11 protein-coding genes and 1 pseudogene are annotated in these 14,683 nt (G+C 72.6%); 1 reads left to right on the top strand and 11 read right to left on the bottom strand.

The genetic code is table 11. From position 1 onward, the window contains the following. The 11 genes and pseudogenes from AB0C03_RS29555 to AB0C03_RS29505 form a co-directional block, all read right to left on the bottom strand. A pseudogene (locus AB0C03_RS29555) lies at positions 1-220 on the bottom strand (endo-1,4-beta-xylanase); the annotation flags it as partial. A 381-nt stretch (positions 221-601) separates the two neighbouring features. Beyond that, positions 602-1,066: a MaoC family dehydratase gene (locus AB0C03_RS29550; protein WP_030336986.1), complete on the bottom strand. Its 465-nt coding sequence runs from the start codon at positions 1,064-1,066 to the stop codon at positions 602-604. A gap of 20 nt (positions 1,067-1,086) precedes the next feature. After that, positions 1,087-2,235 carry an acyl-CoA dehydrogenase family protein gene (locus tag AB0C03_RS29545; RefSeq protein ID WP_357640373.1) on the bottom strand — a complete coding sequence of 383 codons (1,149 nt, stop codon included), beginning with the start codon at positions 2,233-2,235 and terminating at the stop codon, positions 1,087-1,089. A gap of 46 nt (positions 2,236-2,281) precedes the next feature. Then, positions 2,282-5,104: an AAA family ATPase gene (locus AB0C03_RS29540; RefSeq protein ID WP_357640370.1), complete on the bottom strand. Its 2,823-nt coding sequence runs from the start codon at positions 5,102-5,104 to the stop codon at positions 2,282-2,284. A 64-nt stretch (positions 5,105-5,168) separates the two neighbouring features. Continuing rightward, positions 5,169-5,780: a TetR/AcrR family transcriptional regulator gene (locus AB0C03_RS29535; protein ID WP_030336992.1), complete on the bottom strand. Its 612-nt coding sequence runs from the start codon at positions 5,778-5,780 to the stop codon at positions 5,169-5,171. Between the two features lie 368 nt (positions 5,781-6,148). Beyond that, entirely contained in the window at positions 6,149-7,435 is a 1,287-nt protein-coding gene (locus tag AB0C03_RS29530) for an ABC transporter substrate-binding protein (protein ID WP_030336994.1), read from the bottom strand. 84 nt (positions 7,436-7,519) lie between these two features. Continuing rightward, the gene (locus AB0C03_RS29525; protein ID WP_210858723.1) at positions 7,520-8,629 is read right to left on the bottom strand and encodes a branched-chain amino acid ABC transporter permease; all 1,110 of its coding nucleotides are present in this window, start codon (positions 8,627-8,629) and stop codon (positions 7,520-7,522) included. Next, positions 8,626-9,504: a branched-chain amino acid ABC transporter permease gene (locus AB0C03_RS29520; protein WP_210858724.1), complete on the bottom strand. Its 879-nt coding sequence runs from the start codon at positions 9,502-9,504 to the stop codon at positions 8,626-8,628. Before AB0C03_RS29520 ends, AB0C03_RS29525 begins: the two co-directional genes overlap by 4 nt. A 30-nt stretch (positions 9,505-9,534) precedes the next feature. Next, positions 9,535-10,257, bottom strand: coding sequence for an ABC transporter ATP-binding protein (locus AB0C03_RS29515; RefSeq protein ID WP_210858725.1), 723 nt, complete (start codon positions 10,255-10,257; stop codon positions 9,535-9,537). 118 nt (positions 10,258-10,375) lie between these two features. Then, positions 10,376-11,164, bottom strand: coding sequence for an ABC transporter ATP-binding protein (locus AB0C03_RS29510; RefSeq protein WP_030337000.1), 789 nt, complete (start codon positions 11,162-11,164; stop codon positions 10,376-10,378). A gap of 137 nt (positions 11,165-11,301) precedes the next feature. Further along, positions 11,302-12,192: an alpha/beta hydrolase family protein gene (locus tag AB0C03_RS29505; RefSeq protein ID WP_030337001.1), complete on the bottom strand. Its 891-nt coding sequence runs from the start codon at positions 12,190-12,192 to the stop codon at positions 11,302-11,304. Positions 12,193-12,377: 185 nt separating this feature from the next. Here AB0C03_RS29505 and AB0C03_RS29500 point away from each other — a divergent pair, with 185 nt between their 5' ends. After that, a complete protein-coding gene (locus AB0C03_RS29500) occupies positions 12,378-14,639 on the top strand; it encodes a catalase (protein ID WP_030337003.1) in 2,262 nt (753 codons plus the stop codon). The last annotated feature ends 44 nt before the right edge of the window (positions 14,640-14,683 follow it).

Raw genomic sequence — 14,683 nt, 5'->3', positions numbered from 1 at the left:
TCGTGTACGCACTATCAGACAACTTGTTCGCCGCCACCGCCGTACCGAAATACCGCCCCTTCTCCGCGGCCGACGCGCCCAGCGTCGTACCGGCGCTCGCCGTGCCCGGCAGGAACGCGGCGCTGGTTGCGGCGAGCAGAGCGGCGGCGGCGAGGACGACCGCCGTACGGGCTCGGGGGCCGAAGCGTGGGCGGGTGTCCTCTTGGCACCGTTCGATCATGTCTTTTCCTTCCGTGAACCCGGGGCAGCGCAGGTGACACGCACCGCCCCTGCGGTGGTGGGGTGCCGGGTCACGACCACGCGCGGGAGTGCGCCCGGGAAGTGGCACACACCGCTGGTCATCGACCTCGGTGGATGTGGAGTATGTCAGCGCCACTGATCGACAGGCAAGAATTTCCGGAAGGATTGCGAGAATTGATTCGGCCCGGGTACCGGAGCAGGACGTAGCTGCCCAGGCCGGGTGCCATCGGAAGGCGACGGCGGTGCCCTGTTACATCGGCCGGGTGGATTCACCAGCCGCAGGGCACCGCAAGTTCCGGAAGTTCTCTCGCAACGCTACCGGAGGTCGCGGCACACCGACCAGACCGCAGACGAGCTGGGGTCAGCGCTGCGCGGCAGCGTAGAGCCGGCTCACGGTCTCGGCCACGCAGACGGGCTTGCCGCCGCTGTCGCTCTCCACCACGACCGTCACGACCAGCTGCACGCCGCCGCTCACCGGCGACACGTCGGCGATGGTGGCGGTGGCGCGTACGGCGGCGCCGACCCGCAGCGGCGCGGGGAAACGCACCCGGTTCAGCCCGTAGTTGACACCCATCGCCACCCCCTCGACCCGGTAGAGCCCACCGGCCAGCGCCGGCAACAGCGACAGGGTGAGATACCCGTGCGCGATCGGCTGGCCGAACGGCCCGGCCGCGGCTCGGACCGGGTCGACATGGATCCACTGGTGGTCGTCGGTGGCGTCGGCGAACAGGTCGACACGGCTCTGCTCGACACGCTGCCACGGACCGGGTCCGAGGCTCTCACCGGTCGCGGCGGCCAACTCCTCGAACGAGGTGAACACTCTCATGCCAGGTCTCCCTACAGCTACTAGAAGGCGTTGACGCCGGTGAGCGCGCGTCCGATGAGGAGTTGCTGGATCTGACTGGTGCCCTCGTAGAGGGTGGCGACCCGGGCGTCGCGCAGGTACTTGCCGACCGGGTACTCGTCGATGTAGCCGTACCCACCGAACACCTGGACCGCGTTGTTGGCCGCGCGGACGGCGGCCTCGCTGGCGAAGAGCTTGGCCACCGACGCCTCGGTGGCGAACGGCTGGTCGCGGTCGATCAGGTCGGCCACCTGCCAGACCAGCAGCCGGGCCGCGGCGGTGTCCACAGCGATGGCGGCGAGCAGTTGCTGAACGAGCTGGTGCCCGGCGATCGGCCCGCCGAACTGGGTCCGCTGCCCGGCGTAACCGACCGCCGCGTCGAGGCAGCCCTGGGCGATGCCGACACACCCGGCGGCCACCGACATCCGCCCCTTGGCGAGGGTGGCCAGGGCCAGCCGGAATCCACCGCCCTCGGCACCGAGCAGCGCCGTGTCGGGCACGCGCACCTCGTCGAAGCCCAGCTCGCCGGTGGCCTGGCCGCGCAGGCCGAGCTTGCCGTGAATCTCCCGTCGGGTCAGCCCCGGACTGCCGGTGGGCACCAGGAACGCGCTGATCCCCCGGTGCCCGGGGCCGCCGGTGCGGGCGAAGACCAGCGCCACGTCGGCGGTGGTGCCGTTGGTGATGAACGTCTTCGTGCCGGAGATCAGCCAGTCGGTGCCGTCGCGGACCGCACGGGTGCGCAGTGCGGCCGCATCGGAGCCGCTGTCCGGCTCGGTCAGCGCGAAGCAGCCGAGCGCGGTGCCGGCGCAGAGCTTCGGCAGCCACTCGGCCCGCTGTTCCGCGCTGCCGTTGGCGGCGATCGACTTCGCGACCAGGCCGAGGGAGACCGAGACGATGCCGCGCACCGCCGAGTCGCCTCGGCCCAGCTCTTCCAGCACCAGGCAGTACGCGAGGTGGTCGCCGCCGGACCCGCCGTCGGTCTCGGCGATGGTCAGCCCCAGGAAGCCCAGGTCACCGAGCATGCCGACGATGGCGGGGTCGACCGATTCGCGGCGATCCCAGGCGGCCGCGTGCGGCAGCAGCTCGCGGTCGGCGAACTCGGCGGCCAGCTGGCGGACCGCCGCCTGCTCGGCGGAGAGGGTGAGGTCCATGACGATCAAACTAGCGGTGATAGTTTAACGCGTCCAGACCGGAGGGTCACCGGTCCGAGGCCAGACCGACGTGCCGTTCGGCGGTGAACGCGCGGGCCAGCTCGGTACGCGACCGGATGCCCAGCCGGTGGAACACGTTGCGCAGGTGGTGATCGACAGTACGGGTGGAGAGGAACATCCGGGCGGCGATCTCCCGGTTGGTGGCGCCCTCGGCGACCAGCTCGGCGATCCGCAGTTGCTGGCCGGTCAGCAATCGTGCCGCGGGCAGGTCCGGCGGGCCGATCGACTCCCCCGCCGCCCGCAGCTCCGTGGTGGCCTGCTCGGCCCAGCACTCCACGCCGAGCAGGCTGAACATCTCGCGGGCCTGGTGCAGGTGCGTCCGCGCGTCGCGGGGGCGTCGGTTGCGGCGCAACTCCTGACCGAAGAGCAGTTCGGTGCGGGCCCGCTCGAACGTGCCGGCCTCTGTCGGGTGCAGCCGCAACGCCGCCTCGAAGTGTCGTTCCGCCTCGGCGCCACTCCGCGGAGCGAGCAGCGCGTGGCACCGCGCGGACAGGGCCCGGCGCAGCGGGCTCGCGGTGCTGCTGGCCCACCTGTCGAAGGCGGCGAGCGCGGCCGTCGCCGCCGGCCGGTGCGCCAGGTGCGCCGCCGCCTCCACCAGGTACGGGGTGGCCATCACCTGCACGAGGACCTGACCTCGACCGGTGCCGAGCCGGGCCAGCGACGCCAGCCGGTCCGCCGCCTCGGCGTGCCGGCCGTCGACCAGGTCGAGCACCGCCAGGGCCCACGCGGCGAGCGCGTGCGGACGGCTGCCCGGCGTCGGTGACTCGCCGATCTCCCGAATCCGCCGCAGGCTGGTGGCCCGGTCGGCCCGGATCGCGGCCAGCACGGCCAGCATGCCCAGATGGACGTTGGCGCAGTTGACCTGGCCGGTGGCCCGGGCGACGCGCAGCCCGTCGCGGGAGGTCTCCGCCGCCGCCTCGTGTCGACCCAGCCAGTATTCGGCGACCGCCCGCAGCTCCAACGCCCGCGACAGCATCGACAGCTCGCCCCGTTCCCGGGCCAGCTCGACAGCGCGCCCGGCGAGCCGGTGGGCCGCGCCGTCCACCGCCACCAGCAGCCCGGCCGCCGCGGCGCAGCTGAGCGCGGTGGGGGTCAGCGCCCAACCGGTCAGCCGGCCGCCCAGCACCACGGCGCGGCGCAGCGCGGGTCCGGCCCGCTCGTGGTCGCCCCGCAGGGTCGCCGCCACCCCGGCGACCAGACAGCCCATCACCTCCAGGGCCGGCGGGTCGTCCGGGCGCCGCAACGCCAGCGCCCGGCGGCCGACCTCGGCGTAGCGGTACTGGTCGCCGGAGAAGCAGACCGCCTCACCGGCCCGCACCAGCCCGGTCAGGGCCAGGGCACGGTCGGTGCCGTCCACGGCCGCCGCGGCGGCCAGCAGCGTGACCGACGCGCCCGACGCGGTGCCGCAGCGCAGCTCCAGCTCACCGCGGAGCAGGTCGGCACGCGCGCGGACGACCGGATCGGGGCAGACCGCGCGGAGGCGGTCGAGCAGCAGCCGGGCCGCGTCGGGTTGCCCACCGGCCCAGGCGTAGCGGGCGGCGGTCAACAGCCGGGCGGCGGTCAACTGGGGTTGATCGCTCAACTCGGCGGCCCACCGCAGGGCCACCGACGCGGTGGCCCAGCCATCGGATCCGCCGACCGCGGCCTGTTCCAACTCGGCGGCGAGGGCCGGATCGGCGCCCGCCGTCGCGGCGGCGAGGTGCATCGCCCGGCGCAGCCGCTGCCCCTGCGCGACCAGCACCTCGGCGAGCAGTCGGTGCGCCGCGCGGCGCTCCGCGAGCGGTGCGCTGGCCGCGATCATCATGCGCACCAGCGGCTGCGGAAAGGTGACACCACGTTGCTCGACGCGGACCAGGCCGGCGACCTCCGCCGGGGCGAGCGCCTCGACCTCGGCGCCGGCGGCTGCGGCGGCCCGGATCAGGGTGCCCGGTGCGCCGTCCTCGTCGAGCGCGGCGAGCAGCAGCACCCGTCGGGTCTCCGGTGGCAGCCGGTCCAGCCGGGCCCGGTACGCCCGACCGAGCGCCCCGTCCGCCGGTGGCGCGGCGGGCAGCGGCTCCTCCCCCCGCCACTGCCCCGCGCTGAGCCCCTCGGCGAGGTCCACCAGGGCCTGCGGGTTGCCGCCGCCGGTCGTGGCCAACGCGGCCAGCGCCGACGCGGCCGGCCGTTCGGGGAGCCGGTCGACGCCCGCGCGCTCGGCGAGCCGACGAAGCCGGTCGGTGAGGACGGCGCTGCTCTCGTGCTCGGTCAGCGCCCGCAGCCGGTGCGCCGGTATCCCGTCGAGGTTGGCGGTGACGTCAGCGGTGAGCAGGACGGCCAGCGGCAGGTGCCGCAGTCGGCGGGCGACGAACGCGAGCACCTGCGCGGTCTGCGGGTCGCCCCGGTCGACGTCGTCCATGGTGGCGAGCAACGGCCGCGTGTGGGCGGCGGCGGCGAGCAGCCCGAGCACCGCCATCGACAGCGTCAGTTGCCGGTCGGCCGGGCAGCTCTCCCCGGCCAGCGCGCGCCGCAGCAGTTGGCGCTGCTCGTCGGGCAGGTCGGCGGCATGGTGCAGCACCGGGTCGACCAACCGTTGCAGGCCGGCGTACGGCAGGGTGGCCTCCTCGGCGAGCCCACTGCCGACGAGCACGGTGCGGTCCTCGGCGTGCCGGTGGGCGTAGCCGATCAGCGCGGTCCGGCCCGATCCGGGCTCTCCGCGTAACAGCAGGGCACCGCCGGCGTTGGTCATGCCGTCGAGCAGGCTCCGGACAGCCCGGCACTCGTCGTCCCGGCCACGCAGCACGGTTAGTTGCACTCTTGATGCAGTAACCATGCCTGCCAGTGTTACCCATCGGAAACCGAATGGAAAGAGGGGGCGATATCGGGCCGGGCCGGAATCAGTCGGGCGTGACCTCGGCCAGCAGCGCGCCCACGGTCCGGGACATCACCGCGCGGGCCTGGTCCACGCCCAGACCGAGCCCGTAGCGCAGCATCGACCAGGCCTGCCAGGTGCTCGCCGCCACCAGGGCGTGCACCAACTGTTCCCGCCCCGGCCCGGCCTCGGCCAGCTCGACGGCGAACAGCTCCTCGACCTCGTCGCGGACCCGCTCGATGTGCTTGAGTTTGTTGCGGTGCAGCTGCTCGGAGACGGGCTCACGCATCTGGGCGGCCCGCGCCGACGGCGCGATGAGCTGGAGCAGCCGAGCCCGCTGGCGGCAGTACGCGTCGACCCGCTTCGCCAGCGGCAGCCCGGGTGAGATCGGCCGGTGTGCGGCGTCCTGCTGACGGAGCACCTCCGCGCCGCTGGCCTCGAAGAGCGTCTCCATGTCCTTGAAGTTGGTCCAGAGGGTGCGCAGCGAGATCCCGGCCCGCTCGGCGATGCGCTCGCCGGTCGGGCGGAGGTCACCCTCGGAGATGAGCGCGAGGTGCGCCTCGACGATGGCCGCGCGGGTGCGTTCGGCGCGGGCGGTGCGCCCGTCGACCCGGCCCACCACATCGACCCCGTCCATCCGCCCCCGCCCCCTCACCGCCATGGCGTCCCCCGACGCACCGCCGAGTCTAGACAGGGGCTGATCAGCGTTCCCGGACGCGCCACCGACGCCGTCATCCGGCCCGGCCGGTCAGCGAGACGCCGCCGTCGCACCGACCCACCCGCGCGCCCTCGGCGACGAGGCACGACCGGCGCCGGTGACGATGGCGACCCGGTCCGCGAGGCGATCCGAATATGCATTCACGGTGCAGATAGTAGGAGCGTCAATCGGCATCGGTCAACGCCTCGGACGGTCGCGCCGGCAGACCGCGTCAGCAACACGCGCGCAGCCGTCCGACCGGGCGTGGTCACGCGAACCAGCCCGGTCGGACGTCCGGACACCCCGGCTCAGGAGCCGGTCGGCACCCCGTTCGCCGGCGGCACCGCCGCAGGGGCGGTGTACTCGTTGACCGCCCCGTCGGCCTCGTCCGTCTCGTACGCCGGCCCGAAGTAGGTCTGCACTCCCCCGCTCACCCGGCTCAACCGCTGGCCGCCGTACCCGGAGTGGTCCTTCTCGGAGAAGCGCAGCGGCACCAGCCCGGGGCCCTGGAAGCCACCCTTCTGCACGGCGTCCAGCACCTTCTCCCGGGTGAGGTCCTTGCCGGCGGCGAGCAGCACCTGCACGAAGAGGTACCCGACCGACATGCCGTAGACGGTGTTGCCGTCGAACGGCGCGTCCCCGTTGTGCTCCTTGTTGATCTTCGTGAAGAGCTGGATCCACGGGTTCGCGGTGTCGTTCTGCATCGGCAGGTAGTTGGTGCCGACCATGCCCTCCAGCAGCGGCGCGGCGGCGCCGAGCTGCTTGGCCAGGGTCGGGTGGTCGGCGCCGACGTTGGAGACCAGCCACTGCGGCTTGAAGCCCAGCCGTGCGGCGGTGCCGATGGAGAGCGCGGTGAAGCCGGGCACCGTGGCGAGCACGACGACCTGGCAACCGGCCGCCTTGAACGCGCCGATCTGCGGCGCCACGTTGGTGTTGCTGGTGACGTACGTCTGCTTGACCGCCACGGCCGACGCACCGAGCACCTTCTCCACGCCGACCAGGCTGTCCCGGCCGAAGTCGTCGTCCTGCCCGAGGAAGCAGACCTTCTGACCAGCCAGGTTCGTCTTCGCGTAGGTGGCGAGGATCTTGCCCTCGACCGTGTAGTCCGGGTTGAACCCGAACGTGCCCGGATACTTGTCGGGCTGGTCCCAGCTGCGGCTGCCCGAGGCGACGAAGAGATCCGGCACGCGGTTGCTCTTGAGGAAGTCGAGCACCCCGGTGTGCGTCGGCGTACCCAGACCGTTGAGGACGGCGAAGACCTTGTCCTGCAGGACGAGCTGACGGACCACCTGCTGGGTGTTCGCCGGGTTGTAGCCGTCGTCCATGATCTTGTAGGTGATCTTGCGGCCGTGCACGCCACCGTTGGCGTTGACGTAGTCGAAGTACGCCTTCGTCGCCGGGGCGATCTTCGAGTAGCCGGCCGAGGCCGGCCCGGTCAGCGGCATGTGGGTGCCGACGGTGATCTCGGTGTCGGTGACGCCCGGCACCGGCGCCCCGCCTGAGCCGGGGCCGTCGTCACCGCCGCAGCCGGCCACGGCGATGAGCAGGGCAAGGGTGCTGGCGATCGCGAGGCCGCGATGCGCTTTACGGTGCATGGGAAACACCGACCTTTCTCGGTCCGGTTGTCTGGGGAACGGTGTGGTGGTGGGGCGCCCGGCCGAGGCCGGACCGAGGACAGCTCAGGAACGCCGGGTCGGCCGCCTGGCCAGCAGAGCCCGGCCGAGACGCGACAGCAGACCTTGCACACCGCCCGGGGCGGCGATCATGACGACGATCAGGGTGAGTCCGAAGATCGCCAGCGGGAGGTTGCCCTCCAGCCGCTGCGCCACCGCGGGCGAGAGCGTCAGCAGCTCGGTCAGCGAGTGGGTGAGATCGGGCAGGGCGACCAGCAGGACCGCCCCCCACAGCGCGCCGCTCAGTCGACCCAGGCCACCGATCACCACCGCCATCAGCAGGAACAGCGACAGGGTCAGCGAGAACGCCCCGGGTGAGACGCTCTGCGCGAGCACCGCCAGCAGCGCGCCGCCGAGCCCGGCGGTGGCGGCGCTGACCACGAACGCGAGGACCTGGGTGCGGGCCACGTGGATACCGGCGAGGCGGGCCGCCACCTCGTCGTCGCGGACCGCCCGGAAGGTCCGCCCGTACCGGCTGCGGATCAGGTTCGCCAGCAGCAGCAACGCCAGCAGGGTGGCCGCGCCGGTGACCCAGAGCTGCCACCGCTCGTACGGGAAGTACGCGCCGAGCGACAACGGCGGCGGCTCCACCGGCACCGACAACCCCTGCTCGCCGTTGAACACGCCGTCGAAGGTGACGGCCAGCGCCGGCACCACCACGGCCACGGCGAGAGTGACCCCGGCCAGGTAGGGGCCGCGCAGCCGGGCCGCGGCCACCCCGACCACCGCGCCGACCGCCACCGTGCTGACGACCGCCGCCGCCAGCGAGAGCGGCAACAGCCAGCCGCCGGTCATCCCCCGGTCGGCGAACGCGGTCTGGCACAGCGCCACTGTGTACGCACCGGTGGCCATCAACGCGCCGTGCCCGAGCGACAGTTGACCGTTGAGCCCGGTGAGGACGGTCAGCCCGGCGGTCGCGCAGAAGTAAGCGGCCACCGTGGCGAGCTGGAAGTTGCGGAACGGCTCCACGGAGTAGCTGACCGCCACCAGCAGCAACCCGGCGGCGAGCACGACCGCCAGGTGACGCAGCAGGGTCGAGCCGCGCCGACGGTCGGCCGGTCGGCCCGCCCCGACGAGCTGCTGTTTCGGCGGCACCGCCGCCCTGGTGGCGCTCACACCCGCCTCGCCGCGACCGGGGCGAACAGCCCACCGGGCCGGACCAACAGCACCGCCAGCAGCAGGACCAGCACCGCGAGCGGCGTCAGGTCGCTGCCGGCGTAGCCACTCACGTAGGAGAGCAGCAACCCCACCACCAGGCCGCCGACCACCGCCCCCGGTGGACTGTCCAGCCCGCCGACCACCGCCGCGGTGAACGCCGAGACGAACACCAGGTCCATCGCGTGCGGGTGCAGGCCCAACTCGGTCGGAAGAACCAGCATGGCGGCCAGCGCGCCCACCCCGGAGGCGAGCGCCCAGCCGAGAGTCAGCATCCCACCCACGTTGACCCCGAGCAGCCGGGACACCTCGGGGGCGAACGCCGCCGCGCGCATCCGCAACCCCACCGGGGTACGCGCGAACAGCCACGCCAGGCCGCTGACCACCACCCCGATCGTGGCGAAGACGAACAGGTCGTACGGGGACAGCACGGCGACGCCGCCCACGGTGAGGGCGGACCGGCTGAACGGGGCCTGCGCGGGGCGGAACTCGCTGCCGTACACCATGCCCAGCACGGCCTGGATCAGCAGCACCAGCCCGAGCGCGACGATCACCGGATTCAGCGGTGAGGCGTGATCGACGTGCCGCATCACCACCCGGTCCACCAGCGCGCCGAGCAGCAGACCGGCGACGATCGCGACCACGAAGCCCAGCCAGTACGAGCCGGTCGCGGTGCTGACGGAGTAGGCGACGTACGCGGCGGCGACGGCCATCGCCCCCTGGGCGAAGTTGACGACCCGCGCCGCCCGCCAGATGAGCACCAGGGCCAACGCGAACGCGGCGTACACCGCGCCCCGGGACAGGCCGTCGACGGTGAGGAAGACGAAGCGGTCCAACAGTCCTCCCTCCGGGGGACGAGGTGGTGGTCAGAAACCGAGGTACGCATGGCGCAGGTCGACGTCGTCGCGCAGTTGCGCCGCCGGGGCGGCGATCACCACCCGACCGAGGGACATCACGACGCCCTGGTCGGCGACGGCGAGCGCGCTGCGCACGTTCTGCTCGACGAGCAGGACGGTCAGGCCGGTGCTGTCGCGCAGTTGGCGGAGCAGGGCCATGGTCCGCGCGACCACCCGTGGCGCCAGGCCGAGGGACGGCTCGTCCAGCAGCAGCAGACGGGGTCGGCCGACCAGGGCCCGACCGAGCGCGAGCATCTGCCGCTCACCCCCGGAGAGCTGGTGACCCAGGTGCCGACGGCGTCGGGCCAGTGGCTCGAAGAGCTGGTAGACCTCGTCGAGAGCCCGTCCCGCGTCGGCCCGGTCACGCCGCCACAACCCGCCGAGCCGCAGGTTCTCGTCAACGGTCAGCTCGCTGATCACGCCCCGGCCCTCCGGGACGTGCGCCATCCCGCGACGGACGAGCTGCTCCACCGGCGTACCCCGAAGGTCCTCCCCGGCCAGCAGCACCTGGCCGGCGGTCGGGCGGATCATGCCGGACAGCGCGCGCAGCAGAGTGGTCTTGCCGGCGCCGTTGGCGCCGACCACAGCGGCGATCGTGCCGGCCGGGACGGTGAGGTCGATGGCCCGCAGCACGGGCGCGGCGCCGTAACCGGCGGCCAGCCCCCGCACGACGAGCAGGTCGGTCCCGGTCACCGTGCCGCCTTTCGTTCGCGACTGCGGGGCTCGCAAACCCGGCTCACTCCTCGCGCTCACACCGTGCCGCCTTTCGTTCGCGACTGCGGGGCTCGCAAACCCGGCTCACTCCTCGCGCTCACGGGGAGACCTCTTCCTCGACGGTGGCACCGAGGTACGCGTCGGTGACCGCGGGGTCGTCGCGGACCTCGTCCGGGGTGCCGGCGGCGATGACCCGGCCGAAGTCGAGCACCACGATCTCGTCGCACACGGCCATCACCAGATCCATGTGGTGCTCGACCAGGAGCACCGCACAGGGATCGGTGTCCCGCCGGGGCAGTTGCCGCACCAGCTCCGCCAGCTCGGCGATGTCGTCGGCGCCGAGGCCACCGGCCGGCTCGTCGAGCAGCAGCAGCCGGGGCCGGGCGGCGAGCGCGCGGGCCAGGGCCACCCGCTGACGTACCGCGAAGGGCAGGGTGCCCGGCGCGGCCTCGGCGTGCCCGGCGATGCCCAGCTCGTCGAGGATGGCCAGGGCGTCGCCGCGCAGCCGGCGCTCGTCGCGGTCGCTGGCCGGCAGCCCGAGCAGCGCCGGGACGAAGCCGGCACGGGCGGTGTGCGACGCGCCGGTCATCACGTTCTCCACCACGCTGAGCCCGGCGAAGAGCCCGGTGCCCTGCAGGGTCCGGGCGATGCCGAGCCGGGTCAGCCGGTGCGGTCGGGGCCGCAGCGGCCGGCCGTCGAGGGTGAGCGAGCCCGTCTCCGGCGCGACGAAACCACAGATCACGTTGAAGAGCGTGGTCTTGCCGGCGCCGTTGGGCCCGATCACGCCCACCACCCGGTTGGGTGGCACCCGCAGGGACACGTCGTCGAGGGCGGTGAGGCCGCCGAAACGGACGCCGATGTGGTGCAGTTCGAGGCCGCGCTCCATCACCCATCCCTCTGTCGTGGCGGGTGTTTATTTACACTCGCAGTGTACGTTTCTCGGGTATGGCGTCAAGACCTTCAATGCTCCCGCGCGCAGGTGGACGGGGCGGCCGCCAACGGCGACCGCCCCGGTGACCGCCGTCAGGCGCTCGGACAGGTGTTGCGGTACTCCTGGATGGCCGAACCGCTCGGGCCGGGGCAGAGGAACTGCTCGTAGCGGGTGTCGTCGTCGACGAACCGCTTCAACCAGGCCACCATCTGCCGGGCGGTCGGCGTGTTGGTGGTCTGCGGGAAGAAGTGGCTCGCCCCGTTCAGCTCCAGGTACGCCTTCTCCGCCGAGGCCGGGATGCTGTTGTAGAAGGGCACCGAGTGCGTCGCCACCGGCGCGACGCTGTCGCTCTCCCCACCGATGATCAGGGTCGGCACCCGCAGCTCGGACCAGCTCTTGTCCAGGTTCCACGGCGCCAGTGGCACCGCGGCCTGCAACGAGGGCCGCGACGAGGCGGCCTCCAGGCTGCCCCCGCCACCCATGGAGTGGCCGGCCACAGCGAGTCGGCTGCTGTCGATCCGGGTCCGCACCGAGCTGCGTTCGGTGAGGTAGTCCAGCGCGGCGAGCAGCTGCCGGCCCCGGCTGTCCGGCTGGTCCAGCCGGGTGTTGGTCTCGATGCCGATCACCACGAAGCCGTGCGAGGCGATGCGCGGTCCGAGCCAGCTGATGCTCGACCAGCTGGCGGTGTAGCCGGGCGAGATGGCGATGGCGCCGAAGGTGCCCTCGCTGGTGCTGGTCGGGTAGTAGATGACGCCGCCGCCGAAGCCGGTGACGCTCAGCGAGGACACGCTCTGCGAGGCCGTGGCGAACGGGCCGCGACTGGCCTCCAGGATCGCGGTGGTCGGGGCCGGGCCCCGCTCGTACGGGCTCGCGGCCTGGGCGGCACCGGCCGAGCCGGCCACGACGCCGCCGGCGGCCAGGACGGCGGCCAGTGCGAACCGGGCTACGACGGAACGGGGACGGGTGGTGGTTGGTGAGGACACGTCGGGCACTCCCTAGAGTCGAGGGATATCGACGTGTGTCAGTTTCAGCCGCTCCGGCGGTCCCGGCATCGGCGAAATCACCAGTCCCCGCGAAGGATGCCGCGCCCAGATGTGTTTCGACCCTCTGACCAGGGGTAGCAGGGCAGGCGCCTGCCCGTACACGCGCCATGGAGAGGGTTCGTTCAGTGGATTCCAGCAAGCCCGCCGAGGCGGTCAAGAACGCCGTGAAGACCGCCTCAGGAAAGATCGCCGACGCCCTCACCCCGGACGTCCCCGGTGCGCCGGGGAGCGCGCCACCGCCCGTCGAGGAGCCGACGACGCCGCACGAACCGCTGCCGCCGAAGCCGGAGCAGGGGGCACCGCAGACGCGCACCCCGACCGGAGCGGAAACCGGCGCGCCGACGACCGCGAACGGTCAGCAGGGGGCCTACCTCACGACCGCGAACGGTGCGCGGCTGCGCGACACCGACCACTCGCTCAAGGCCGGCCCGCGCGGCCCGGTGCTCCTGCAGGACCACCACCTCCGCGAGAAGATCACGCACTTCGACCACGAACGCATCCCGGAGCGGGTGGTGCACGCCCGGGGCGCCGGCGCGCACGGCGTGTTCACCGCGTACGGCACCGCCGAGGCGGTCACCCGGGCCGGGTTCCTGAAGAAGGGGCGGGAGACCGAGGTCTTCGTCCGCTTCTCCACGGTCCTCGGTTCGCGGGGCTCGGCCGACACCGTCCGCGACACCCGTGGCTTCGCGACGAAGTTCTACACCGACGAGGGCACCTTCGACCTGGTCGGCAACAACATGCCGGTGTTCTTCATCCAGGACGCCATCAAGTTCCCGGACATCATCCACGCCGGCAAGCCGCACCCGGACCGGGAGATCCCGCAGGCGCAGAGCGCCCACGACACCTTCTGGGACTTCGTGTCGCTGCACACCGAGGCGCAGCACCACACCATCTGGAACATGTCCGACCGGGGCATCCCGCGTTCGTACCGGACGATGGAGGGCTTCGGTGTGCACACCTTCCGGCTGGTCAACGAGGCCGGTGAGACGGTGCTGGCGAAGTTCCACTGGAAGCCGAAGCTGGGTGTGCACTCGCTGACCTGGGAGGAGGCGCAGCTGCTCGGCGGCATGGATCCGGACTTCCACCGCCGCGACCTGTACGACGCCATCGAGGCCGGCGCGTACCCCGAGTGGGAGCTGGGCATCCAGGTCTTCCCGGACACTCCCGAGGAGACCTTCGCCGGCATCGACCTGCTGGACCCGACGAAGATCGTGCCGGAGGAGCTGGCCGAGGTGCAGCCGATCGGCCGGCTGGTGCTCAACCGGACGCCGACGAACTTCTTCGCCGAGACCGAGCAGGTCGCCTTCCACCTGGGCCACCTGCCGCCGGGCATCGACGTCACCAACGACCCGCTGCTGCAGGGCCGGCTCTTCTCGTACCTCGACACGCAGCTCACCCGGCTGGGCGGGCCCAACTTCGCGCAGATCCCCATCAACCGCCCGCACGCCGCAGTGAACGACATGCTGCGCGACGGCTTCCACCAGCACGCCGTGCACGCGGGCGTCGCGCCGTACCGGCCGAACTCGCTCGACGGCGGCAACCCGTTCCCCGCCGGGGACGCCGAGCACGCCTTCGTCGACGTGCCGGTCACGGTGGCGGAAGCGCCGAAGGTACGCGCCAACCCCGCCTCGTTCGACGACCACTACAGCCAGGTCCGCCTGTTCTGGCTGAGCATGTCGCCGGTCGAGAAGGAGCACATCATCCGGGCGTACACCTTCGAGCTGGGCAAGTGCTACCACCAGGCGATCAAGGAGCGTCAGCTGCAGAGCCTGGCCAACATCGACCCGGTGCTGTGTGAGCAGGTCGCCACCGGCCTGGGTCTGCCCGCGCCGCAGCCGAGCGTGCCGCTGGCCGACGTCGCGCCCAGCCCGGCGCTGTCGCAGGTCGGCCGGGAGTGGCCCGGCGACGGCCGTACCGTCGGGATCGTCGTCGACCCCGCCGGTGACCTGGACGGTGTCGACGAGGTCCGCCGGGCCGTGTTCGACGCCGGCATGGTGCCGCTGCTGATCGCCCCGCACGGCGGCATGGTGGGTGACCTGCCGGTGCAGCGCACCTTCGCCACCGGCCGGTCGGTCGAGTTCGACGCGGTCCTGCTGGCCGGAGCGCCGGCACCCGCGCCGGACGCCCTGCCCGCCCGCGACGCCAAGGCGGGCCGGCCGGAACCGACCACTGTCGACCCACGGGTGCTGCTGCTGGTCGAGGAGTGCTGGCGGCACGCGAAGGCGATCGGCGCCTGGGGCGCCGGCGTCACGGTGCTGGAGCAGGCCGGCGTCGCCGGCACGCCGGGTGTCGTCGCGGCGGGCTCGGGCACCGAGGCACTGACCGCGGTGCAGCAGTTGATGGCCGCGCACCGGGTGTGGGAACGATTCCCTGTCTCGGTCGCCTGACCTGACCTGACCGACCGACGAGGGCCGTCCTCCGCTCCACCGGG

This window comes from Micromonospora parva (assembly GCF_040649675.1).
GTDB lineage: Bacteria > Actinomycetota > Actinomycetes > Mycobacteriales > Micromonosporaceae > Micromonospora > Micromonospora parva.
The sequence above is the reverse complement of the archived record's forward strand: the minus strand, read 5'-3'. Positions and strand labels throughout refer to the sequence as shown.

Excerpts from the sequence above, each read along its gene's own strand:
- AB0C03_RS29550 (WP_030336986.1), bottom strand. The coding sequence starts at position 1,066 with ATGAGAGTGTTCACCTCGTTCGAGGAGTTGGCCGCCGCGACCGGTGAG.
- AB0C03_RS29535 (WP_030336992.1), bottom strand. The coding sequence starts at position 5,780 with ATGGACGGGGTCGATGTGGTGGGCCGGGTCGACGGGCGCACCGCCCGC.
- AB0C03_RS29540 (WP_357640370.1), bottom strand. The coding sequence starts at position 5,104 with ATGGTTACTGCATCAAGAGTGCAACTAACCGTGCTGCGTGGCCGGGAC.
- AB0C03_RS29545 (WP_357640373.1), bottom strand. The coding sequence starts at position 2,235 with ATGGACCTCACCCTCTCCGCCGAGCAGGCGGCGGTCCGCCAGCTGGCC.
- AB0C03_RS29530 (WP_030336994.1), bottom strand. The coding sequence starts at position 7,435 with ATGCACCGTAAAGCGCATCGCGGCCTCGCGATCGCCAGCACCCTTGCC.
- AB0C03_RS29510 (WP_030337000.1), bottom strand. The coding sequence starts at position 11,164 with ATGGAGCGCGGCCTCGAACTGCACCACATCGGCGTCCGTTTCGGCGGC.